Origin of the sequence: Aetokthonos hydrillicola CCALA 1050 (genome assembly GCF_017591665.1) — a bacterium.
GTDB lineage: Bacteria > Cyanobacteriota > Cyanobacteriia > Cyanobacteriales > Nostocaceae > Aetokthonos > Aetokthonos hydrillicola.
Genome location: NZ_JAAKGC010000097.1, coordinates 1 through 24,235, shown reverse-complemented (window position 1 = coordinate 24,235; position 24,235 = coordinate 1). Strand labels below are relative to the sequence as shown.

Annotated in this window: 19 protein-coding genes, 1 tRNA gene and 1 pseudogene; 13 read left to right on the top strand and 8 right to left on the bottom strand. The window is 41.0% G+C overall.

Features of this window, described 5'->3' with window-relative positions; genetic code table 11:
- From G4P69_RS30110 to G4P69_RS30090, 5 genes are all read left to right on the top strand, one after another.
- Positions 1 to 262: hypothetical protein (locus tag G4P69_RS30110; protein WP_208353267.1), on the top strand; the 262-nt coding region annotated here is incomplete at its 5' end.
- A 401-nt stretch (positions 263 to 663) separates the two neighbouring features.
- A complete protein-coding gene (locus tag G4P69_RS30105; RefSeq protein WP_208341631.1) occupies positions 664 to 1,665 on the top strand; it encodes a hypothetical protein in 1,002 nt (333 codons plus the stop codon).
- Between the two features lie 20 nt (positions 1,666 to 1,685).
- A complete protein-coding gene (locus G4P69_RS30100; RefSeq protein WP_208341630.1) occupies positions 1,686 to 1,892 on the top strand; it encodes a hypothetical protein in 207 nt (68 codons plus the stop codon).
- Positions 1,893 to 1,919: 27 nt separating this feature from the next.
- Complete coding sequence (locus G4P69_RS30095) at positions 1,920 to 2,828, top strand: hypothetical protein (protein ID WP_208341629.1); 909 nt, start codon at positions 1,920 to 1,922, stop codon at positions 2,826 to 2,828.
- Entirely contained in the window at positions 2,813 to 4,144 is a 1,332-nt protein-coding gene (locus tag G4P69_RS30090; protein WP_208353264.1) for an FAD-binding protein, read from the top strand. The genes G4P69_RS30095 and G4P69_RS30090 overlap by 16 nt, the downstream gene beginning before the upstream one ends.
- 81 nt (positions 4,145 to 4,225) lie before the next feature.
- Here the strand turns inward: G4P69_RS30090 and G4P69_RS30085 are convergent, their stop codons facing one another.
- Positions 4,226 to 9,751 carry an ATP-binding sensor histidine kinase gene (locus G4P69_RS30085; protein WP_310833457.1) on the bottom strand — a complete coding sequence of 1,842 codons (5,526 nt, stop codon included), beginning with the start codon at positions 9,749 to 9,751 and terminating at the stop codon, positions 4,226 to 4,228.
- A gap of 90 nt (positions 9,752 to 9,841) precedes the next feature.
- On the opposite strand from G4P69_RS30085, the gene G4P69_RS30080 reads away from it, so the two are divergent.
- Positions 9,842 to 11,878 (top strand): alpha/beta hydrolase family protein, encoded by a 2,037-nt coding sequence (locus tag G4P69_RS30080; protein ID WP_208353244.1) that lies wholly within the window; start codon positions 9,842 to 9,844, stop codon positions 11,876 to 11,878.
- An 8-nt stretch (positions 11,879 to 11,886) separates the two neighbouring features.
- On the opposite strand, the gene G4P69_RS30075 is transcribed toward G4P69_RS30080, so the two are convergent.
- The 5 genes from G4P69_RS30075 to G4P69_RS30055 form a co-directional block, all read right to left on the bottom strand.
- A complete protein-coding gene (locus tag G4P69_RS30075) occupies positions 11,887 to 12,180 on the bottom strand; it encodes a hypothetical protein (protein WP_208344600.1) in 294 nt (97 codons plus the stop codon).
- Positions 12,181 to 12,345: 165 nt separating this feature from the next.
- Positions 12,346 to 13,824, bottom strand: a complete 1,479-nt coding sequence (locus G4P69_RS30070; protein WP_208344599.1) for a DNA phosphorothioation system restriction enzyme — start codon at positions 13,822 to 13,824, stop codon at positions 12,346 to 12,348.
- Positions 13,825 to 14,007: 183 nt separating this feature from the next.
- Complete coding sequence (lexA, locus tag G4P69_RS30065) at positions 14,008 to 14,613, bottom strand: transcriptional repressor LexA (RefSeq protein WP_208344598.1); 606 nt, start codon at positions 14,611 to 14,613, stop codon at positions 14,008 to 14,010.
- 160 nt (positions 14,614 to 14,773) lie between these two features.
- Positions 14,774 to 15,700 (bottom strand): ornithine carbamoyltransferase, encoded by a 927-nt coding sequence (gene argF / locus G4P69_RS30060; protein ID WP_208344597.1) that lies wholly within the window; start codon positions 15,698 to 15,700, stop codon positions 14,774 to 14,776.
- 58 nt (positions 15,701 to 15,758) lie between these two features.
- Positions 15,759 to 17,150 carry an RNA-guided endonuclease InsQ/TnpB family protein gene (locus G4P69_RS30055; RefSeq protein WP_208344596.1) on the bottom strand — a complete coding sequence of 464 codons (1,392 nt, stop codon included), beginning with the start codon at positions 17,148 to 17,150 and terminating at the stop codon, positions 15,759 to 15,761.
- Between the two features lie 128 nt (positions 17,151 to 17,278).
- On the opposite strand from G4P69_RS30055, the pseudogene G4P69_RS39600 reads away from it, so the two are divergent.
- The 3 genes and pseudogenes from G4P69_RS39600 to G4P69_RS30040 all read left to right on the top strand — a co-directional run.
- A pseudogene (locus tag G4P69_RS39600) lies at positions 17,279 to 17,371 on the top strand (transposase); the annotation flags it as partial.
- A 121-nt stretch (positions 17,372 to 17,492) separates the two neighbouring features.
- A tRNA-Thr gene (locus tag G4P69_RS30045) sits at positions 17,493 to 17,564 on the top strand.
- A 150-nt stretch (positions 17,565 to 17,714) separates the two neighbouring features.
- Complete coding sequence (locus tag G4P69_RS30040) at positions 17,715 to 18,797, top strand: site-specific integrase (RefSeq protein ID WP_208344595.1); 1,083 nt, start codon at positions 17,715 to 17,717, stop codon at positions 18,795 to 18,797.
- A 13-nt stretch (positions 18,798 to 18,810) separates the two neighbouring features.
- Here G4P69_RS30040 and G4P69_RS30035 read toward each other — a convergent pair whose 3' ends face one another.
- A complete protein-coding gene (locus G4P69_RS30035; RefSeq protein WP_208344594.1) occupies positions 18,811 to 19,167 on the bottom strand; it encodes a helix-turn-helix domain-containing protein in 357 nt (118 codons plus the stop codon).
- 72 nt (positions 19,168 to 19,239) lie between these two features.
- Positions 19,240 to 19,659, bottom strand: coding sequence for a helix-turn-helix domain-containing protein (locus G4P69_RS30030; protein ID WP_208344593.1), 420 nt, complete (start codon positions 19,657 to 19,659; stop codon positions 19,240 to 19,242).
- Positions 19,660 to 19,865: 206 nt separating this feature from the next.
- Between G4P69_RS30030 and G4P69_RS30025 the strand changes: the two genes are divergently transcribed.
- From G4P69_RS30025 to G4P69_RS30010, 4 genes are all read left to right on the top strand, one after another.
- Positions 19,866 to 20,237, top strand: coding sequence for a hypothetical protein (locus G4P69_RS30025; protein WP_208344592.1), 372 nt, complete (start codon positions 19,866 to 19,868; stop codon positions 20,235 to 20,237).
- Positions 20,238 to 20,754: 517 nt separating this feature from the next.
- Positions 20,755 to 22,293, top strand: coding sequence for a DUF3102 domain-containing protein (locus tag G4P69_RS30020; RefSeq protein WP_208353241.1), 1,539 nt, complete (start codon positions 20,755 to 20,757; stop codon positions 22,291 to 22,293).
- Positions 22,290 to 22,721, top strand: coding sequence for a hypothetical protein (locus G4P69_RS30015; RefSeq protein ID WP_208353238.1), 432 nt, complete (start codon positions 22,290 to 22,292; stop codon positions 22,719 to 22,721). Before G4P69_RS30020 ends, G4P69_RS30015 begins: the two co-directional genes overlap by 4 nt.
- Positions 22,709 to 23,659 carry a DNA cytosine methyltransferase gene (locus G4P69_RS30010; protein ID WP_208346220.1) on the top strand — a complete coding sequence of 317 codons (951 nt, stop codon included), beginning with the start codon at positions 22,709 to 22,711 and terminating at the stop codon, positions 23,657 to 23,659. The genes G4P69_RS30015 and G4P69_RS30010 overlap by 13 nt, the downstream gene beginning before the upstream one ends.
- Positions 23,660 to 24,235 lie beyond the last annotated feature (576 nt).

Genomic DNA, 24,235 nt, shown 5'->3' with positions numbered 1-24,235 from the left:
TTCTTTGTTGAACAAAATACAAAACCAAACTCCCAAGCTCACGGCGCAACCCGACAGGTTTACCCACGCTTACTACGCAGCATCCTGGGGTGAACTAGTGCCGATGTATATCAGGTTCTATTTATTCTATATGAACTTCCGTACTCTCAATCAAGACGTTTGCCGCGTTATGATGTTCCGTCTAACACAAGCTCCCATAGTTCTCTCTCCCACCCTTGATAAACAAGCAGCTTTCTTAAGGTATCACAAATGGAATTACTAAATTCTATACTGAGTACTGCAGTGTGCCGTATCTTCTAAATCAAACCGCTCAACATTTAAGCTAAAAATAGAATTTACAAAAATTTTATATTCACCAATTAAACTCCCAATGAAAAAAAGTAATTTATTGTTTAAAGAATTAAATTAATTTATGTATTATCCCTTAAATTCTTTGAGAACTTAATTTAATTAATTCTACTTCTTTTTACATACTCATGACTCTACCGATTTGACTGCTTGCTTGATTTAAAAGAAAGTTTAACAAACTCCAGTACTACCACTGAACTATTAACAATAAGCTATTCGCTACAGTTAAATCCAAGCATTTAAGTAGGTTGGCACTATTGTATCTATATTTTAGATATAAAGCTCCTATCGTGTAACTTTACCCCATTTAGGCAAATGACTACTATAAAACTTTTAGAATCTTCTTTAAATAAGAAACCTAAATTCTTAACAGTAGATCAATGCAAAGTAGCCAACTTTGGAGAAGTATCCCTTGAACAAGAACAGTTAGCTGTACTTTCTTCAATCAATGGTCAACTGGTGGAGTTATGCCGGACATTACCAGCTTCTATTAGAGATTCAGCAATTATCACTATTCAGCGGTATTATACTGGCTTTAGGCTGTCAAACCTACTGAATTTCTTCACAAAATTTTATGCTCCTAGCTGGTCAATCATCTACTGGACGCAGCGAGCAAACCCTGTGTTGTCAAGTGAGGATTTAGAAAGTGCATTTTGCGCCCAAGCAATAGCTTATTTTTTGCATATGCTTGATGACCACCTGGCAGATGGTCAAATACCCACGAGTCATTTGCTATTACAACTCAGAACTCAGGGATGGATGACGTTTTCCCAAATAGCAGCAAAACTTGGTCAGCAACTACCTGGCGGTAACGAGCTAGTACAGCAACTTATTGATATTTATTTTAGTAGTATCCAATCTTCAAAAGACGTCAATGGAATTGATGCATACTGCGAGATATTTCGTAAGCAAATGAGTACCACACTAGTTATCCCTATGCTTGTTGCTCAGAAGACTGGATGTGATCCAATTGCTATTCGCCAAGCATACGAGTGCTTTGGGATTGCGTGGCGATTACTTGACGATCTACGAGACTGCTCCGTCGATGCTATTTCAGGTGAAATGTCTGGAATCTACCACATCCTACCACCAAAATTTCAGAATCTATGGTTGCTATGTTCGCGTAAAAATGAAGATACAGACGAGTGGAAACAACTTCAATTTTATCTTGAACAAGAACAAATCCTGCCTCAGTTTATTTCTTTGATTGTGATGAAACTGAGGGAAGCTGAGAATGCAGCTAGATTGGCAGGATTAGATGGTTATGCTAATCAATTGCACCAATTGGCAACTCCTCTAAAAAATGATTCGATATAACAATTTATTCACAAAATAACATGAAAACTTACACTGACTTTATCTCTGACATCACTATCAATTTTGAATTGCTAAAGGAACTAGAAGCCGTCCTACCCTTCACAGATGCAAATTGTTTACAAACTTGGTTCTCAAGCAAAGGATACTATTTAACAGAAGGTGATGTTGCCATGTTATATCACAATCAAAATTCGCTCATGAATGCTGACGAGCAAATAAATTACTAACAAGTTCATAACTGATAACACAACACAATGCTTAAAAGCGAGCAACAAGTTCCAGAGATTGCAAAAAAGGTGCCTGCTTCACAGATTGTTTTTAACTTGCGCGGATGGAATCCACGTCCAGCATTCTTAGTAGAGTCAGGATGGCTTCCTAGAATTTTCTGTCAAAGCATGGAGCCTCACTGGAAACAAGTTTCTGCTGGTGGTCTCACTCAGGATTATAAAGGAAGCAGTTATTTATTATTCCCAACCCCAAATCCTGGTGCTACATACTCAGCACATTTCGATCCTACTAGCCCTTATTTTCATGCATTTTTTGGTCTATACATCATCCCTCCTGTTAATGGCGAACGGGTTTTACCGGAAGTGTTTAGTGAGTTTGGGAATCGTGATAACTTGGGATGGTTGAGAAAGATGGGCGATCCTTTCCCTTTTTCAGTACCTGTGCAGCCGAAATTTCTAGAATGCGTGGAGACAGATGAATTAGGACAAGGCAAAAAGTGGTCATTTATCACTTCTTACAAACTCCACGCTAGTTTAGGAGATAACTCTCCACAGCAAGGATTACCAGAGATTTTAGTTGTTCCCAAAAGTACTAACAGTTTTTGGAAACAGTTTATTGACAGTTACCAAGATATAGTTATGACTACGCGAGGGTTTATTTGGTATGAAGGCGACTATCTGATCATGAATTTCTTCAATGGAATCGAATTTTATGATCGAAACTTTCGGAAAATTGATACATACAACGATTATCCAGAATTTCGAGAGCAAATGCTAAGAATGGCGGCTAACGTCAAAATCATCAACGATGGTACAGGATTCTCCTCTCCTTCTTCAAATGAAGTGATTTCCTCAACACAAGGAGACAATTTGCGCGCTCTTCTGAGAATGAACTTAAATAACGCTGCTAAGATACACAAATGCCTAAACAATTAGCTTCAATCATTACTCAACTTCGTCAAGGTATTGTAGGAGAAGTTACAGACATAGTACCTGAGTCCTATCAAGCTGACTTTGGAAGATTAAGGCACAAACAACCCAGTATTTTGGTGACAGCAACATGCGAAGCAGACATAGTTCATGCCTTAAAAGTTGCTCAAGACAATGACATTCCAATCACGGTACGTGGTGCTGGACACTCCTGCAATGGACAAAGCCTTTGTAATGGTGGGATCATTCTGAAAAACTTTATTCCAGAAGCGCAGGCAGAGTGGCTTTCGGAAAATCTTGTAGAAGTTACTGGACGCAGCCGTTGGCGAGAAGTGGAACTGTTACTGAATCAATCTGGAAGACAGACAAAAGTCCTCACTGATTATTTAGATATGTCCGTTGGCGGAACTTTATCCGTTGGCGGGATAGGCATGAATTCAATTATCAGTGGTTTTCAGGTTGATAATGTCTCCCGTTTACGCCTAATCCAACTTGATGGGCGCAGTATTTGGTGTTCCCCTCAAGAGAATGGAGATTTGTTTCGATTTGCCTTAGCTGGACTAGGACAGGTTGGAATTATTGAGAAAGTTGTCATGAAGACTGACCAACACTGTCAATACACACATGTTATTAAACGCAAGCACTCCAGTCTCTCGGAAATGCTGTCTTTTTTACCAGAAATCGCCTCACCAGACAATGGAATACAGCACTTTAATGGATACATTTATCCCGAAGAAATTTCCTCGGAATATGGCTATTTTAGCAATGAGAAAGAACTCAATCCCTCGCGCCTCGAATCAAAACTTATTCAGGACTCTGGCGAAATTAGCGTTCATCAAGACTTTCCGCTTAAAATTCACACTCGCAGAGATATTTGGTTATCTTCGTTCTCCGATCATGTACGGCTATGGACAGATTACATTTTTAATTACGATGGTATAGTCCGCTTCATGCAATTTCTGGAGCCGCAATTAGCAGAACCTCCATTATCTGAAACGCTTAAGGCAATGTACATCTTGATGATTCGCCGACCAAGTAACTATACAAACTTTGCATTTCTGCCAGCACCACCAGGGGAACTTTTATTTAGTGTTGGAATGTATACAATGGTTAACCGTTGGCATCCAGTTTTGCTCGCAAAATCTCTGGATTCTCCGCAAAATGCACTGGTCACCTGCTGTGCTTTAGGTGGTCGTCCTTACCTTTACGGTTGCAGCAATTTGGATCACACAACCAAACACAAACTCTACAGAGATGATTACCCGAAACTTCTCAACCTGCGCAGCTATTACAGATCGGTGCTTAATGCCGAAAGTTGGTAAATAAGGTGTTCAGAATTTGATAAATGCAGTCATCCTAACCCAAAATTGCGATTACTGTAACACCTATTATTCAATTATCTGTTATTCCTCAGAAATTTGTACCGGTAGATGAATTATAAATTCTGTTCCCTCTCCTAAAGTAGAAATACAGCTGATCTGACCTTGATGAATTTCTTCTACAATTTGGCGAGCAATTGACAATCCTAATCCTGTTCCTTTACCAACAGATTTAGTTGTAAACAAGTGATCAAAGATTCTACTTTTAACATCTTCTGACATTCCAGGTCCATTATCCTTAATAAGGATAGCAACTTGGTTATTAGGTAATTCTTTAGTACGAATATGAATGGTGGGAATTGGGGATTGATTATCCATCGTCTCGTCAATAGCATCTATAGCATTGGCGAGAATATTCATAAACACTTGGTTAATCTGTCCTGGGAAACATTCCACCAGCGGTAAGTTGCCATAGTCTTTAACCACTTCAATAGCAGCATGGCGATCGCTGGCTTTCAAACGGTACTTGAGAATCAATAATGTGCTGTCAATTCCATCATGGATATCACAAGCAACCTTATGAGAAGTGTCAGATCTGGAGAATGTACGAAGGCTAGTACTGATATTAGCTATGCGTTCAGCGCCTGTCTTCATAGACGCAATCACCGCTAACAAATCTTCTTGTAAGAAGTCCAAACTAATTTGCTCAGCGTGAGCTATAATCTCCTTCCCAGGATCACCAAACCTTTGCTTGTAAAGTTCCAAATGTGTGAGGATGTCTTGAATATACTCTTGCGCGTATTCGATATTACTTTCAATAAAGCCGACAGGATTGTTGATTTCATGCGCAACCCCTGCAACTAAATTGCCTAAAGTAGCCATTTTCTCATTTTGCACTAGTTGTAGTTGTGCTTGTTGTAGTTGTTGCAGAGATTGTTCTAACTGTGTGGCTTTTTCTCGTTCTCTGGCTTCCGATTCTTGCAAGTCTTGATAAAGCTGAGCTTTTTCTAGAGAAATGGCTGCTTGAGAACACAGGAGGTGAAGAAGTTCCACACGGTTGTTTGTAAATGCATCTAATGTGAGTTTGTTTTCTAAATATAGCAAGCCGATCAACTTTGCTTGATGTAAAAGAGGCGTACACAGTAAACTCTTTGGTTGATTTTGGAGAACATAAGGATCTCTCGCAAAAGTAGGTAGACTCACTGCATTATTGAGTACTAAAGTTTGCCCTGTACGTTTGACGTAGTTGAGGACAGTTACAGGGATTTGATCGCTCTCCTCAAGTGGGATAGATTGGAGAATATTTGAAGGTTCAGGGTTAGAAGCTTCTTCTATAGCTTCGATTAGTAAGCGATCGCCCTTCAGCAATACCAGTGAACCTTTTTGTGCACCACTATTTTCTAAAACGACTTGCATTAGGGTAGCGATCAACTTTGACAGTTCAATTTCGCTAGTCAAGCTTTGCAAAGCTTTTAACAAGCTACCTAAATCCAATGCCTTAAAGAGGCTATCATTAGTAGTAATCGTTTGTAAAGTTTGCTCCATCGAAAATGAAGAGTTGAAACCAGTTTCAGACATAACAGACTTAGGATGCAAGATTGGTGTCAGTAACTCAGAATAGCGTTTTTCTAAACTTTCTACTTTTGCTTTTGCACCCCAACGACTATAGCAATAGTATGCTTCGAGCATGTAGTTGTCTGCAAGATTTTTTTGACCCCATTCTATATAGAATTTTGCAGCAAGTTCATTAGCAAGTGCTTCTTCATGTAGAAAGTTATTTTCTTTTGCACTGCCAATAGCGCGATCATACATTTCTATGGCTTCAATCTTTTGTTCTAAAATCCGATACTGTTCTGCCTCAACTAGATAAAATTTATGTAAGTAATTTTCTGGAGCATTATCTGCCCAACTACGCATTTTTTTCTGGTTAGTATTAACCTTCAACAGAATCTCATATTGCTCATGTTGAGTAACATTTTTATATATAGCTAATCTTACTAAAGAGTCATAGAAGTAAAATATTGGAACTTGTGGTAATGCTTTGGCTGCTGACAAACAATTTTCTGTTAGGACAGCATTTTCTATTGCTAGGTGATACTCTTCAAACAGGTAACTTAAAATCAGTTTATTGAAATACAAGTAAAAAATACCATTTCTATCATTCGCTTGCTGATGAAATGGTAACATTTTTTCTTCATCATAAAAATTACCCTGAAGCATCGTTGGATTTTGACAAGTTTCCATCAAATTCCAAAATGCCTGATGATGGATTGCACAGTAATTGAATGTTGTCATTTGATTAAGTTGAGAAAGTATCCCACTAAATTCAGTGATTTCCTGCTCAACCTCTGGTAATTCTTTTCCTGCAAAATAAGAATAGGCACAGTATTTGAATGCACAATACCCAGTGGACGACAAATCACCTGTTTCTAAACCTAGAGTATAAGCTAATTGTATTGGTTGCAAAAGGTTTCTTAATGGCTCTTGCCAATGTCGAATAAAACAATTAACGATAAAGCCTACTTTTGCTTCTAGTTCCTTAGCGTTGGACTTTTGTAACAACTGTAAAGCAAGTTGACCAAATTGGTTTCCTGCTTTAATATCTCCTACTTCACCACAGAGAATTAGCCCATAAGTAGCATACCCATGAGCAGAAATGTAAGTATTACCATAGTTTAAAGATAACTCAACCTGTTTTAATACCACTAAAGCGTATAGTTCAGGAATTCCTAAATAGGAAGCTGCTGAGATACTTGACAAAATATTCATAGCAGCTAACTTATTGGAATCAGTCATAGAAGGTAGGTTAATCAACTCTGACAACCCTTTCTCTTCCCATGCCAATTTTATCTTTTGTAGCTCTACCATAAGATTTGCATGAGTTCGTTCTTCTGGAAACTCTACCCCTAAGAGCTTAAGAATTTTAAGACCTGTATTTATCGCCTCTATAAGTTGATGTCTCGCAGCATAAGATTCTATTTGGACTTCGTAAACTTTTATAGTATCCAAAAGTGTATTGGATTTTTGCAAAACTACCTCTACGAAGTGATTCATTTGGTCAAAATTCCCACTCAGGTAAGCTGCTGTTGCAGCTAACTCATAGAAAGATAAAGTTAAATCGTACTGTGTTTGCCAAGAATCAGATCCTAAAAGTTGAATTCCTGCTCTCAAATACCCAATAGCTGACGAATATGCGGTAGCAGCTTTAGCTTTTTTGCCCGCGATTAAATTCAAACTTGCTAGTTCATTTTTCTCAGATGGTTGAGTTATGAACTCAAGGCCCATATTTAATTGATTGACAATTTCAAAAATTCGCTCTTGCTGTTCCTGTTTAGGAATATTATACAGTAGCAGTTGTCCAATTTTTAAATGAGTTAGTTTTTTCTCACTTTCAGGAATCAGAAAATAAGCTGCTTGTTGAATACGGTCGTGTAGAAATTTATAAACAACTGGAGAGTGATGATCTACTGGTAGTGAGTAGAAGGCTTGATTTCCTGAATCTTGAAAGAATTTATAAAGTTCGCTCTTGGGAATTACTAACCCTACTTGTAGCGCTTGCCACAAATCTGCTGCTGTTTCTCCCTGAGATTTCTCATATACAATTGATAGTGTATTCAAATCAAATTGGTTACCAATACAAGCTGCTAACTTTAAGACCTGCTGGGTCGTTGGCAGCAATTTTTGTATCCGTTGTGTTATAAAATCAACTACATTATCTGTAATGGCTGTGGCTCTTATTTGAGCAATATCACACTGCCAATACCCTCTTCTTGAAATAGTTTTATCGATGTTATGGCTATAGGAAAAAATCGATGTATTGCTATCTGTTCTAACAAATGTTATTAGCTTATCTTCATATAGTGCTTTAAGAAACTGAGTACTAAAAAACGGATTACCTTTAGTCTTAGTCATCACCAACTCTGTTAAGGGCAATGCTAACTCTAAAGAACAATTCAAAGTATCTGCAACTAGCTGATTAAGAGAGGTTAGAGTAAGAGGAGCAAGGGTAATTGCATTTATCGTAATTTGTGCTTTCTGCATTTCTAAGAGCGTTAACATGAGAGGGTGTGCCCCAGAAACTTCGTTATCGCGATAAGCTCCTATGATTAATAGATGTTGAGTATTAGTTTCACTCATTAGCACTTGCATCAATTTTAGGGATGCAGAATCAGCCCATTGCAAGTCATCCAGAAAGACCACTAAAGGATGCTCGTTTGTGCTAAATATCTGAATGAATTTTTGAAATAGTAAGTAAAAGCGATTCTGTGCAGCATGATCAGAAAGTTTTGCAACGGGGGGTTGTTGACCAACTATGCTTTCTAATTCTGGAATTACATCAATAATAACCTGAGCATTTTCCCCCAAGGCTTTCAGAATATTGATTTTCCATTGTTGTAGTTGGGTGTCACTCTGTGCCAGCAGTTGTATCATTAAGTTACGCAAGGCTTGCACAAAAGCAGAGAAAGGTATATTGCGTTGGAATTGATCAAACTTACCTTTAATAAAGTATCCTCGTTGCCGGGCAATTGGCTTATGGACTTCGTTAACAACGACAGTTTTACCAATGCCCGAAAATCCCGCCACCAACATCAATTCACTTTTACCAGTAGCTGGAGAATGAATTGTACTTCCCTGTTGTGCAACTCGGTCGAATGCTTGTAACAAAATTTGCACTTCGGCTTCTCTACCATAAAGCTTTTCAGGAATCAAGAAGCGATCGCACAAATCTTCTTGCCCTAATCTAAATGGTTCTATCGTACCAGTATTTTGCAACCGAACTAAACAAATTTCCAGGTCATGTTTTAATCCTAAAGCACTCTGATAACGATCTTCTGCATTTTTTGCCATCAGCTTATCCACCAAATCACACAGAATGGGTGCAACATTGGGACAAATGCTAGAGATTGAGGGTGGTTGTTTAGCTAAGTGACAGTGTATACATTCCATCGGATCACTTGATTGGAAAGGTAACTGTCCTGTCAGCAGTTCATAAAAAGTCACACCCAGGGAATAAAAGTCACTACGGTAATCCACTCCTCGGTTCATTCGTCCGGTTTGTTCTGGTGAAATGTAGGCTAAGGTACCTTCTAGAAGATTAGGACTGATAATTGTTTGGGTTTGTTTTGGCAACAGAGAAGCGATACTAAAGTCAATCAGTTTAACCTGCTTAGTGCTAGGATTAATCAGGATATTAGCAGGCTTAATGTCTTTATGGATGATGCGGTGCCGGTAAAGTCCATCCAAGGCTGAAGCGATTTGGATGGCGATCGCAAAAAAGTCCTCCAGCTTCTCGGTACTTTCACCCATTCTCCCCCATTTCTTGATCATTGTCTTGAGAGAGATCCCTCCAAAGTCCTCCATGATCAGCGCGTAACTTTTACGATAAGGGATTATATTGTAGGTTTTAATAACTTCTGGTAAATTGATATTTTTGGCAATATTATACTGATTACGAAATTGTGCCAATTCGCTAAAGCTAGGATACTCACTTTTAAGCAGTTTTACTACAACAGGTTTTTGGTTTGCTAGTTCCTTTGCTTTATAGATCTCAACTCTGCTACTTGCATAGAGTTGGTCGAGAATTTGATAGCCAGTTAATTGCACAGTCACTATTGCCCCACTCCACAGTCATTATTTCCTTTGGTTATTGTTCCCAAATTCAATTAAAACAATGTCTTTTTTTAAACCAGGTAAGTTAAAATGTCTAACCACGATACACAGAACATAACAAAGCTTAGGAAACTGCCATTACTCTGTGGTGTAATAGTTGCCTTACTCAGTTCAAATATTCCTCAAGTTCAGGCACTGGAGAAGCGTCTACTAACCCTTGATGATCAATTCTCTGTCCACAAAGTTAGCGATCCTCAAATATCCCCAGACGGGAAGTGGATCGCCCATACCGTAGAAAATGTTAATGTTAAGAACAACACCAGGGACAACGATATTTACATGAGTTCGTGGGATGGCTCCCAAACCCTGCGCCTCACGACTAGCAAGGATAGTGAGTACTTCCCTCGGTTCAGTCCAGATGGTAAGTATCTGGCTTTTCTCTCTAGCCGACAGTACGAAGGTGGAAGCAATCAGATTTGGCTTTTGAATCTTGCTGGTGGTGAAGCTGAGAGAATTTCAGACTTCAAAGGAGGTGTTTCTGATTTTGTTTGGTCACCTGATGGTAAACAGCTAGCTGTTGTCGCGGAAGATCCTGACGACAAGCAAGAGAGCAAAACCCCACCACCAATCGTGATTGATCGCTTTCAGTTTAAGGAGGATGGTAGCGGATATCTTGGAAAAAAGCGTGACCATATCTACTTGTTAAACCTGGCAAACCGCAAAGCAGATATCCTGACACAAGATGATTTCAACGAATATTTACCCTCTTGGTCACCAGATAGTAAGAAAATTGCCTTTGTCACCAAGAGGGGTGCAGATTTTGACCGCCACAATAACTGGGATGTATACGTCATCGAAGCAAAGCTAGGTGCAAAAGCACGCCAACTCACCACCTTCGATGGACCAGACAGCGATCCATCCTGGAATAGCAGACCAGTCTGGAGTCCGGATGGAAAGTTAATTGCTTATCTCCAAGGTGGTGCACAGAAACTGATTGAGTACGCTGTTCACCAACTTGCAGTTATTCCAGCCTCCGGTGGTTCACCTCGCCTACTTTCTCCAACAATTGACCGTAACATAGCCAAGCCACGCTTCACAGCCAATGGTAGATCAATTGTCTTCCTGCTTGAAGATGATCAAGTCGTTCATTTGGCGAAGGTTTCAGTAACTGGTGGTAAAGTGCAACGGCTACTGAGCGGACGTAGGAATGTGAGCGCCTTCGATTTAAGCCGTAATGAGAAGATCGCCTTGCTATCGTCAACACCACAAGAACCGAACGAAGTCTTTGCGCTCACAAACAACCATTTACGCTTATTGTCTCATCAAAACCAAGATCTGCTTGCAAAGCTGAAGCTAGGTAATACCAAAGAGATTAGTTTCAATAGTAAAGATGGTACACAAATTCACGGCTTTATCGTTACACCTCCAGACTTTAAACCAGGAAAGCTATACCCAACAATCGTCCGAATTCATGGTGGACCAGTCGGTCAGTACACAAACCAATTCATGTTCGACTTGCAAATTTTTGCAGCTCATGGTTACGTTGTTTTAGCACCTAACCCGCGCGGCAGTTCAGGACGAGGTGAAGCATTTTCAAAAGCTATATACGCAGACTGGGGGAATAAGGATGCTCAAGATATTCTCGCTGCTGTTGATTACGCTATAGCACAGGGTATAGCGGATCCATCCCGTCTTGGGATTGGTGGATGGAGCTACGGTGGTATACTGACGAATTATACTATCGCTCAGGATCAACGTTTTAAAGCAGCAATTAGCGGTGCGAGTACATCAAATATTTTAGCAGGGTACGGTACTGACGCTTATGTTCGTGACTACGAGCAAGAGTTAGGCGTACCCTGGAAAAATCTCAACACCTGGTTGCGTCTATCTTTCCCTTTTCTGCACGCTGACCGAATCGGCACACCAACGCTGTTTCTGTGCGGCGAGCAGGATGCTGAAGTACCACTGCTCAACTCTGAGCAAATGTATCAGGCGTTAAGAAGCATAGGTGTTGACACTCAATTAATTATCTACCCTGGACAGTCTCATGGTATTAGCAACCCAAGTTACATGCGTGACCAATTAGAGCGTTACCTGGCTTGGTATGACAAGTACTTAATGCAGTAAACTAACATCTAGTACTTATCATACCCGCGACGGTCATGCCACTCGCGGCGACCATGGTCACGCCATTCATCACGACCACGCCAGCGATCGCGATCGCGCCATTTATCACGACCACGCCATTCATTACGACCACGCCAATGATCGCGACCGCGCCATTCATTACGACCACGCCAATGATCGCGATCGCGATCATGACGATCTCTATCCCAATCTCCTCGAGAAGCATCAGCATTTGGAGAAAGAGCCAAAACGGATCCAGTTCCTAAAAGAACTGTTAAAAAGATTAAAGTAAATCGCTTCATAGTTTTATAGTTATGCATTATGCAAAAGTATGGACAAGAGGCGAAGAGAGTAAATCACACAAAGTTCCCAAAAATACTCAACCTACGGGTCTTCCGTCGCTTTTTGCTAATAAATTAGAGCAAAACTTAATCGCTATATCACTCCTCACCAGAGAACACTATTGCTTAGATATCCAATAACCCGTATCGCTTCTGTAAAGACAGAAGCTTCATCCTTGCTTCACCCGCGTTGTCAGCTAAATCAGCAAACTCAACAAATCTTAGTAATTCCTTTCGGAGCAAATTACGCTCAACTTCTAAAGTTTTGCGATCTAGATTTGGTGGCAGTACTATCATATCATATATTGTCGCACGCTCTTTACCTGGTGCAGGGCGCAAGACTCGTCCTCGTCGCTGGATAAACTGGCGAGGATTGCCAGAGCTTGCCAAAATCACAGCCGTCTGAATGGCGGGAATATCGACCCCTTCATCTAAACACCGAATTGCTACTAATCCTTGTAATTCGCCTTTTTCAAATTGACGACGCAAAACTTCCCGTTCTTGTAAGGTTGTTTGAGCAGTGTAGGTACTAACTTTATAGCCAAGTTCTACCCCTAGAATTTTAGCAACGGCTTTGAGTTGGTGTAAGCTAGAACGCTGTCCTATTTCTTGTGAACCGTCGCTGCAATAAAAAAGGGTATGTGTTGTTTCTCGGCGAGTGATCATTAAATCTCGCAAAGCATTTAACTTATTTTCAGCAGCACCGATTAATCGTGCGCGCTGCATCAACAAAGGTTTTAAATCTTCGTTGTCTTCATAATAGCCTAAGACAAGATCTTCCTTTTCTCGATATAGAAGTGATCGTCGAATTTTTTCTGTTATTTTGTTATAGGCGTGGCTTTCTGCTTCTGTTAATTCAACTAGTATAGGATGGTAAAGATAATGAACTAAAGCACCTTGATTAATAGCGTCTTTTAAGGTAAACTCTGGTTGAAGAACTGAACCGAAGTAATCAAATAAAGATTGAGTTCCGCTTTCATCAAAATACCTTTCCGGCGTTGCAGACAAAGCGAGTCGTAATCCAATGCCGCGTGGTAAACTTTCTTCTAACTTAGGTGCGCCTAAATTGTGTGCTTCGTCTCCAATGATTAAAGTTTTTTCTGGAAAATATTTGAGTTGAGATTGAAACCCAACTCCAATCAAAGTAGAATTTGTAGTAATAATTGTTAAAAAAGTTTGAGAACCAGAAGCCAAGTTGTAAAGTTGGGTAGAAAGTTGGCTTTGCCAATTATGTAAATTCTCGAAGGCTAAAATCGGTTGCAAGTTAAATTTTTCGCATTCTCTCGCCCATTGGGTGACAAGATGGCGGTATGGACAAACTACTAACAAGACTTGTAACTTAATTTGCTTGTATAACTCGCAGGCGATCGCCAACGCAGTGACTGTCTTACCACTACCAGTCGCCATTTTCAGCGTGCCTCTACCATTATTGGCAAACCAGTTGTTAATGGCTTGTCTTTGATATCCCCGCAATTGCAGAGATAACGGCATTTTCGGACATCCTGGTAATGGCTGGTAATTATAAGTACCCTTGCTTTCGCCTACAAATGGTATTTTGAGACGAAAACTTGGCTGTTCCTTAACTTTATTTTTGAGTAAATACATGAATGAGGAGGGATTGAGGGATGGAGGGTGGCGGTTAGGGGAGCTTTTTTCCCCTAACCGAGGGTGTATCTACAGCAGATTGCAGGTAAGTGAGGTACAATGCTTTTGTCTAAAAGCCAAGCAGAAAGACCTTTTTACTTCTGACTTCTGACTTCTGACTCCTGACTCCTGACTCCTGCTGTATCAGTTGTAACTACGCCAAACAGCAACCAGGGAACCTTGTACCTGTACGTTAAAAGCGTTTACTTCAATGGGGTTGTATTTAGGATTAGCAGGTTGAAGAGTGACGCGATCGCCTTGGCGATAAAATCGCTTTAAGGTAGTACCATATCCATCCACTCTCGCGGCAACGATAGTACCATTTTTCAGTTGACTTGGTTCTAGCACTGGGCGTAGAAATACCAAATCTCCTTCTGCGATCAAATCCTCAATCATGCTATCGCCTGTTACCCTCACAGCATAGGTTTGAGGAGGTAAAGGTAGATTTCCAATATCTAGAGTTTCCAAAGTCTCAGTGTAGGGTTCTATTAAACCACCAGCGGCGATCGTGCCTAAAATTGGAATTCCTTGCTTTACAGGAGCCACAATCCGAATTGTTCGCGCCTTCCCCTCATTCCATTCTATATATCCTTTAACGCGCAAATGTTCCAGGCGACTTTGGATTGGTGCTGGCGATTTAAGATTCATAGCCAACATCATCTGGCGAATTGAAGGCGAGTGCTGGTGCAATCGGATGTATTCCACTAGCCAATCATAAAGTTCTTGTTGCGCTTCTGTGAGACGTTGCATAAATTTGTAGGGAGGAAAATACAAATGTTCCTAGAACATTAGTACTACAAAAAACAACCTTATGCACAATATATTTTAAAATTTAAGCGCAGATTGATGGAAATAATTTTTATATGAATCATATTCATACAAAATTATCCCATTCTTCATTCTCTGGTTTCTACAACTCCTTTGCGCCTAAAATACTTGCAAGCAAAGCTTTTTGAACATGGAGACGATTTTCCGCCTGATCCCAAACCCTTGACTGAGAACCTTCGATAACTTCATCAGTGATTTCTTCACCACGATGCGCCGGTAAACAATGCAAAACAATCGCCTCTGGTTTAGCAAGGCTTAATAATTGCTCGTTAATTTGATAAGGCTGAAAAATTGGCGTTCTATTATCCGCTTCTGACTCTTGCCCCATACTCGCCCAAACATCAGTGTAAAGTACACTAGCACCTTTTGTGGCTACTTCTGGGTTATGGGTGAGGATAACTTCAGTTTTGTTACCTGCTATAGAGCGTGCTGTTTCAGTAATGGCAGCATTTGGTTCATATTGGCTAGGGGTAGCGATTCTGACATTCATCCCTACTAAAGCACAGCCTATCATTAAAGAATTAGCAACATTATTACCGTCGCCAAGATAAGCTAAGGTTAACCCCTTAAAAGAGCCAAAGCGTTCTTGAATTGTCAACAAATCCGCTAAGACTTGGCAGGGGTGTTCTAAATCGGTTAGGGCATTAATTACGGGTATTTTGGCATAGTTAGCAAAAGTTTCCAATTCTTGTTGTGCGAACGTACGAATTGCCAAAATATCCAAATATCTCTCCAATACCCGTGCTGTATCCTGTACTGGTTCACCACGACTCACTTGAGTGACATTCGGATTCAAGTCTATGACTTGTCCCCCCAGCTGATACATAGCAACAGTAAAGCTCACCCGCGTCCGCGTCGAGGCTTTAGAAAACAATAGACCTAAAACTTTGTTACACTGTAGCTTCAGCTTTTGTGATTTTAGCTGAGTCGCCATTTGCAGAAGATCTTGAACTTCTTCCGGGCTGAGATCCGCCAAACTTAATAAATCTCTTTGACTTAAGGCTGCCATGCTTCCAATCTTTAAAGAACAATTTTGACATCTCACCTGGTTGGAAACACAGGGGATTCTAAATCGATGTTGCTACGTGGGCTAAAGCCACACTACGCAACGCTGATTTACGATAAGATCGGCTTAAACGGGTAAACAGATCAATTCGTTGCGGGAGTGCCAAGCTCCCTCTACCCACCTCGGCGAGGCTAACACCTAGCTGTGTGGCTACTTTTCTGATGATATTGCACGCGCCATTGCAGTCTGCATTGATTAAAAATCCTTTGGCGCTTTTGTATGTTCCGCGTGTGACTCTTTGACCTGATGGTTTCCATCCGTTGGGTTTTTCACCAAACTTGTAGAGGCTATCATCATCCAAAAACGAGACACGGGAGGTGTACGCTTCTTCAGTGATTGTGAGTACAATACCGTACTCTGGACACAACTGCTTTAAGCGCTCAATCAATCTGCCTGTGGGAATTGGGACAAAGTTTTGGTTGCCCACTTTACCCATCTTGGAACTGTTTTTCTGCTGTGAATTCCAACCAATAACAAGATTACCAATCTTGTCGTGTAAGCACTGGTTGATAATAAAACGCGCAGCTTTATTAATGGCGTCTCTCATCTGGTTATTGCGCTTGCGCTGGATTCTATCAAGGTTGGAATCCCAATAAAAATCGGACTTACCCTCCTTGTATTTGGCAACCAATCGCGAATAACCTTGATTCATTGATTTAAGCTTTCTGCCATCAATGATAAGGCTTTTACCGCGAGTCGAAACACCTGTTAACCAATTAGTTCCACCGTGGTCAAACCCCCAAGCTTGTGAGTAATCAAGGCTTGGATTATCATCGATTGGTTGTTTCCCATCTTCAATGAGCCAATCAATCCACAACTCACCTAAGCATGGACGCACCCTGACTTCTTTTATCCAATCAAAATCAATAAAGTTGGGCAGTGGAAGCTTGATGTCTGTAATGAGTTCTGGTTTTGTTTCCCTACTAATAGGAGGAATAACAAACCCATCAACGTATCGCAGTAGTTGAGACGGGAACGTAACAGCAGCAAGACCCCCTTTTGTGCGATAGCTAGGCAAAGACGGTCTATCCACTTCCCCTTGGTAGTAAAGCTCAACCAATCCGTTATGCGAGGCGACAGATTCTGCTACCCCTGTTAAAGTTTGTTGTGCTGCTTGTGCAGCTAACGCTTTGTAGTGTGGATTATCCTTAAGCGCTTTATCCAATTCTGGGTAAGTTGTATAGCACTTAGAAGTTTTCCACCCATAACGCAACTCATCGCCACGCCAATAGGTTGTAAATGCGTTTTCTGCTTGTTCTAATCTTGCGTAGTGCGTTTGCCTAACATAATAAATTGCTGAATTAGTTAAGCTATTTGCGTGCTGACATTGGTCAATCCAAAACGCTTTTTCTTCTTCAGTGAATTTCGCTTTTACAGGAATTGTCCGATACAATTTGTCATCACCTCCTATCTCTAATTATAATAGAAACAACGTGTATTATCAATAGTAAATTTAAACAATGCCTAAACTTTCGTGCGTAGGATTACGAATACTGACGAACTGAAAATTCGGTATCATCAATCAATTATCATTTTGTGTTTGTCCCTAAGCGTCGTAGACCTGTTCTTTTCAATGACCTAGCGCAAAGATTGCAGGAGATTATTTTTGAATTAGTCATGATACTTTGATAGTTTCACAGCCCTCCCATTTCTTTTTTATTGAGACGCTTGACAACGAGAATAGCTGTGATACAATTAGAAATCGCTGCGGCAATATTACAAATTCCGTACACACGCCAGCATAGCACAGCGGTAGTGCATCCGACTTGTAATCGGAAGGTCGTCAGTTCAATCCTGACTGCTGGCTTTTAAATTGAAACCCTTGCTGTTAAAGGCTTTTCTACTTAAACAACGTCTTCTAGTAGCCGGGTTTCTACGTTTTTCGGTGTCAATAATATGCCAAAACATGCCAAAATATCCTTGAACATAGAAACTTTTTAAGACAGATCTAAGACATTTGGCAAGGCTAACACTAGAAGCGGTAAACGAACGGCTAAAAGCAGGACGTATTGGAGTCACAGTCCAACAAAGAGGCGATCGCCTTTCTCTTCAAGCTACACTACCACCCAAACCCGGAAGCAATAAACGGGAATGGCATCAGCAAAAGATTAGCTTAGGAATTTATGCCAATCCCGCAGGTTTCGCTAAAGCAGAAGCCGAAGCTAAATTATTAGGAGGGAGAATTGCTAGTGGAGAGTTTGATTGGGGGCAATACTTAGACATACCCGACAGCAACGAAAAACTAAACAGTGAATACTGGATAACCCAATTTGAAAAAGATTATTTTGGACGGAGGGGGAATACACCACAAACCCAAAATACGTGGAAATCAGATTATTCACCAGCTTTTAAATTACTTTCAGGGGAATTAACACCCAGTAATTTAGTAGAAGCTGTATGTGGCGTTCCCGCCAATACCAGAAAAAGGAAACTTGTTTGTGAAAAACTAACAGCACTAGCTAAGTTTGCTGGCATTACCGTAGACCTATCGCCCTACACTGGTGGATATGGAACCAGTGAGACTCAACCGCGTTATATCCCCACAGCAACAGAAATTGTTGCTGCGCGATCGCTCTTTGAAGATCGCCCAGACTGGCAATGGTTGTATGGGGTACTGGCTACTTACGGTTTGCGTCCTCACGAAGCATTCTTTTGTGAAATATCACCCCAAGCGCCCCATGTTTGTAAAGTATTGGAGGGTAAAACCGGTTCTCGTGAACTTTACCCTTATCATCCCCAATGGGCAGTTAATTGGAATCTTTCACAAATTCAGCTTCCCCCAGTTACCGGGAGAACTTACAAAGAGTATGGGCAGAGAATAAGTAAAACTTTTGCGCGCAGAGAATTGGCATTCACTGCTTACTGTTTACGGCACGCATTCTGTATCAGGTTGTCAACCGAGTATAAGATACCAGTGGCGATCGCCGCCAATTGGACGGGACATGATCCAGCCGTTTTTTTGAGAATCTACAACCGCTGGATTTCTGGAGCGGAAAAGCGACGGGTGTTTGAGGAAAGCTTGAGGCTAGCACCTAATTAAAAAGCGATCACACTCACTCAACGAGTCTAGCAATGATTGCTTGTGCTATTTTCGCCGCTTCAATATTTGGCAGTTGTTCAATGATTGGTAATACCTCCTCAGCCAATCGATATATTCTAACTTCTGATTTTCTGGGACTATCTTCACATATAGCGATCAATTCTTCTTTGTTGTAGCCAACGTGCGGCGCTAACTTTTGTAGCGTTGCTATTTCTGGTTCTTTCACCTCCTCGTTCTCCAGGCGGGTAATAGTCGCATGACTAAGCCCAGTCTTACGCGCAAAGCTCCGCACAGACTTGCGTCCTCTAGCTGTTCTGACGATTTGTCCCAATTTAGCTAATCCTGAATAAGTGTACAGTGTTCTACCCATGTACGTTGTAAAAATTAAAAAAAATAAAGCTTACAGTTATTAAGCAGATGCACCTCGTCCTATCGGTTGTAGCTATTCTTTACTTGTCACTTTGTCAACAAGTAACTTGATCAAGCGAATCTGTTCTTCTCGATTCAAATGCTCAATAAAAGATAGAGCGTCTTCTGCTACCTTAGGCGCTGGAACACGATTTACTTGCGCGGTTTCACCTTCAAGATAAAGCAATAGCTCATCAAGAGACATGCTTACAGATGTCGCGATCGCTTTCATGCTATCAGTCCCTGGGAAAGATTCCATTTTTTCCCATGATAAGACCGCAGCTTGGCTCACGCCTAAAGCTTTTGCAAAGTCGCGCTGACTTCTCTTGCCTCTCGCTTTTTTGATTATTTCGGCTAGTCGTCGTCGAACTTCTGTGTCCATCAGCAGCACGGAAAAAAAATTTAACCACTCTACATGATGCCCCTTATGAAAGCTTCTATCAATGTTTTCCATTGCAATCTTCCATTTGTAATGTACATTAATATAATGCAGCTTTCAAAATTGAACGGAGCAGCTATCATGAAAAGAGGTTCAAAAAAATACAAGCAACTATCTTTATCGGTAGAAATCTTGAAAAGGCTAGAAGACTATGCGTACGAACAAGGGATGTGGGAGAGTTCCGTGGTGACAAAAGCGCTTACTGAATACTTGGACAAAGTATGTCCCGTTCAGTCAATCAGCAACTAAGGATCGGTGTTATGGCAGATGAGTTTATTCCCAAAAGCCAACTTAAAGCTCTCATTAAAGAAATTTTGGCAGAAATGCTAGGCGTTTCTTTGGAGCAACAATCCGTAAGGCAGTGGTATGACACTGACCCAGCGTTCATGCACTTAGGATTAGACTCCCCAGAGCAGCTGCGGGACATGGTTCGCAACGGTTTATTACGCATCGGTTCTGAAGTTCGCGATATTCGGGCGACTGGCTCCGAAAAACCGCGATACCAGTTCCATATAGCTAAATGTGAGGCTCGATTGGCTGAACCGCCTGAACGACGGTTCAACAATCGCAGTCGCCGAAGAAACGCGGCTTAACGAAGACACAAGCCCGAATACTCGCGCTCGTCAGTTGCTCGCTTGCCAGCACGAAAAATCGGTGCAAATCTACCTTACTAAAATTTATACCAGCTATCAAGCAAATAAAGCTATGAAACATTAATCCCACAAATAATTAAGCGCCGCCCATGATTCCAGCCACTAGCGACGCTCAATCAATTACTTAAACAACCACATTGAAGTTATCGCGCTTCCTTAAGGCTTGATAACTTCAAGAAGTCGACAAACCGTAATGAAAAACTTGTCTCTATTATGCCATTTTTCTCTAAAAAAACGCTTAATTGTGACAAGAAAAATTCCTCTCCCTCTTTGCCAGCAAAGAGCAGGTTAATTAGCAGACAAGACTTTTGAGGATTATTGGTAACAAATAATAGCGGGATTAAGTAGACATAACCAATTAACAAGATTAATCGCAATTTTCAATGTATCAATTAAATCAATCCAAAAAAACAGCCGCGCTACAACGCGGCTACAAAACAAAAAAAAGAAGGTGAATATGCTAGCAAGTATCACTACTGAAAACAACACCCTCGAAACACAAATCACTGAAAATTCATCCGATGTTAACAATGATCGCCTGCAAGAATTAGCCGAGGATACCAAGCGCAGACTAAAGCGCACGGTAGAAGACCTCTACCACATTGGGCTGAACCTGATAGAAGCCAAAGAGATGCTGGGGCATGGAAAGTTCATTGAGTGGATAGGTAAAGAGTTAGGGATTGACCGCAGATCGGCATCTGGATTTATAAACGTTGCAAAAATGTTACAAGCCAAATGGGAAATAATTTCCCATTTGGCTACCCAAAATTTCCCAAATCTAGCGATCGCCCCCACCGTCTTATACGAACTAGCAGCCCCCTCAACCCCAGAAGAAGCAAGGGACGAGATCATAAAAGCGGCGCTCGACGGCGAGAAAGTAACCGTACTAGATGCTAAGAGAATTATCAAAGCCCATAAAAAAGTACACATACTCGAGAAGCCATTTGAGGTTGTAGAAGAGCCAAGCCTAGATGACCTGACGGGTACTGAACCAAACCCTTGGCTCACCATTTCCCAAAACCACTCTCACCTTGCAGGACAAAAATGCAGGGTTAAATACGAGTCCTCTCCTGGTCAACTGATGTGTGAAGTAGAGGATGGTTCAACTGTACTAATAGGAGCGAAATTTTTGAGCGAAGAGCAACAAGCCGACAATATCCCCAAGCAGCAAATTTTCACCCTTGAAGATGTCGAATTCATCAAAAAACAACACGAGCTTGAGATGAAACAACTAACACAAGACTATGAACTCAAGTTTCAATCAGCCAGAAACAAGGCACCGATAGAGCTAGAACTTGAATACGAAGAGCTACAGGCATCCTATGCGATCCAATTAACCGAAAACACAAAACTACTTCAAGAAGTCCAAGCATTGCAAAACCTACGGAAGCTTGAAGCTGAGAATGAATTCCTGCGCTCTGAGATAAAGCGACTTGAACACGCAGTAGCTGATATCCCCAACCAAAAATGGCAAGGAACTTTGAGCGACGAAGCAGCCAAGGTTGTAAATAAAGAAGTTATATCCACCTTAGAAAAATTCCCCATTCAGTTGCACTTGCGAAGTCTTGCGCTCAAACCGCCAGATCCCGAAACAATGCCAGAAGCAATGATGTTAATCGGGCAAGTCTTGCAAAATCTAGTCCCAATTGGTTTAACCAAATATAGAAAAGCTTTAGCTCATGCCCAAACTTGGCAAGAATTCGATCCAATTGCCCAAGAGTGGGCATCAATAAAACCGAACCTTTGGACAGAACTAACACCAACAGAAAGGATACAAATTAAGCGACTCATAGAAGCAAATCACAGTTTTAAAATTGGCTCCCATGTTTCTCGTGTCAATGGCGATCCTTTTGATGCCGAATATGGGCTTAAAGGTGAAATAGTCGGGGTAATAAGCAGCGATTATTGGGTTAACTGGTTTCGTCCCGATGGCACTTCATTTAAAAAAAGACAATCACCCGATGAAATTAATTTAGTTATGGAGGTGGCATCATGAGTGGCATAAAAGAAACCCTCTATATTTACCCAGGAAGCACGGTTTATAAATGCTCTGTTTGTAAGGAACACTCAATTCCACGCACTTTCAAAAATGGATTTCCCGTTTGTTCTTCATGCGTCAAAGAAGCTGGATTGCAGCCAGTATCATTAAAGCGTTCGACCGAACTTACAAGTGCAGAAATTGCTCAAGTAAAAGCCGACTATCACGAAGTCCAGGGGCTAGCAAGAGAATCTCAAATCTTAGAAGCTTTGCGCTCTGTGAACGCGAATACGAACCAATTAATGGAACTAATAAACTTGGGAAGAAATCGCACGCTGGAAATGCTGCGATCATTGGAAGAAGATGGGAAAATTTGTGGGCTAAAGAGGCAGGGTAAAAGTGCAATTGAATGGCGGATAAAGGAGGAAGAATCATGTTCCGCGTAGGGTCAATAGCAAGTGGGATGGGCATGCATTTACACGGGCTTATTGCCGCTGGTGGCGTGCCAGTTTGGGCAATAGAATGCGACCAAGAAATTGCCCAATGTTACCGGATGAATCATTATGGTCGCTTATATGTGAAACGTGTGGAGGATTGCGACCCCCAAGAACTATTTGACATTGATTGTCTTGTAGCCACCCTCAGCTGCAAAAATGCCAGCATAGCGCAAGGTGAAAAATGGGGAGAAACCGAGGATGATGTATCGGCTGGAATAGCAACATCTGAAATTATTAGGACAAAACTGCCCAAGGTATTCTTGATAGAAAATGTATGGCGTTATAGGCAATTTCAATCTTTTAAACTCATTGAAAAAGCGCTTGCTGAATGCGGTTACTATTTCAAATATTACAAATTAAATTGCGCGGATTGGGGAGTTGCACAATCAAGAATGAGATTATATGGTGTGGGGTTATTGGGCGACTCTTACAGGAATATCACACCACCAGAATGCGCTCGTGTGGGATGGTATAAAGCAATAGAAGATTCGATTCCGACACTTCCCGAAACACACCTCGCCAATTGGCAAAAAAAGAAATTCCCCGAATTAAGTCATTCTACTTTTAAGGCATTAATTAAACGCGCAGGAGGGTGTAGGAATAGCGATCGCATCTACAATCCCGACGAGCCTGCATTCACAATCAGGGCGTTAGGGAGGACAGCTAGTTACCATTCGTCCGTGGCAAACGTCATTGACGACAACAAAATATTCTCTATAACCCCTCACGCTTGTTTAAGGTTTTTTGGGGATGCTCAGACTGCGGATAAGATTTGGTTGCCATCCAAGAAATCTTTAGCTCAAGAAGTTGTGGGAAATGGGGCTAGCTGGACAATGTTTCAAATGTTGATTGAACACATAGGGGTATTTAACAATATCGCAGCGTAAATAGGAGGTTTTTAATGGATTATTATCAATGCGTTAGATATTACGTCGATCCAACTCTTCTCAATATTGGAGTACCGATAGAAGAACTTGAGAAGAGTGACGTTCAAATATTTAAAGCAGATCTAAAATCGCTTAATTTTAGTGGTTTTAGAAAAAACAACAATTTTGTTTTTAAACCGAAAAGAAAAAGGGGAGATTCTCGTAGAGATGGCTAAGACTAAGAGACTACCAGACGAATTATACATTTACCCAGGTTCTCAACCTTATCAATGCAAAGAGTGCCGCATTGAACAAATACCATACACATTTATTCAGGGGCATCCCTTTTGCTTGAATTGTGTTCGTGAATTGAACCTGAATCCGCAGCCGTTGGAATTGGGCAATAGAGCAAAAGTGGGGAGGTTTGTCAAATAATGAGGAACTTACAGGAGGAGATTTTGCGAGAACTGACCAGGGGCGATAAATTCCCCTATCAGTTATTTGATAACTTGAAACCTCACAACTATCAAGAATTATGGGCAGCACTTGCTGAATTGCAAAAACAAGGCGAGGTTGAGCCTTACTTCACGTCGACTT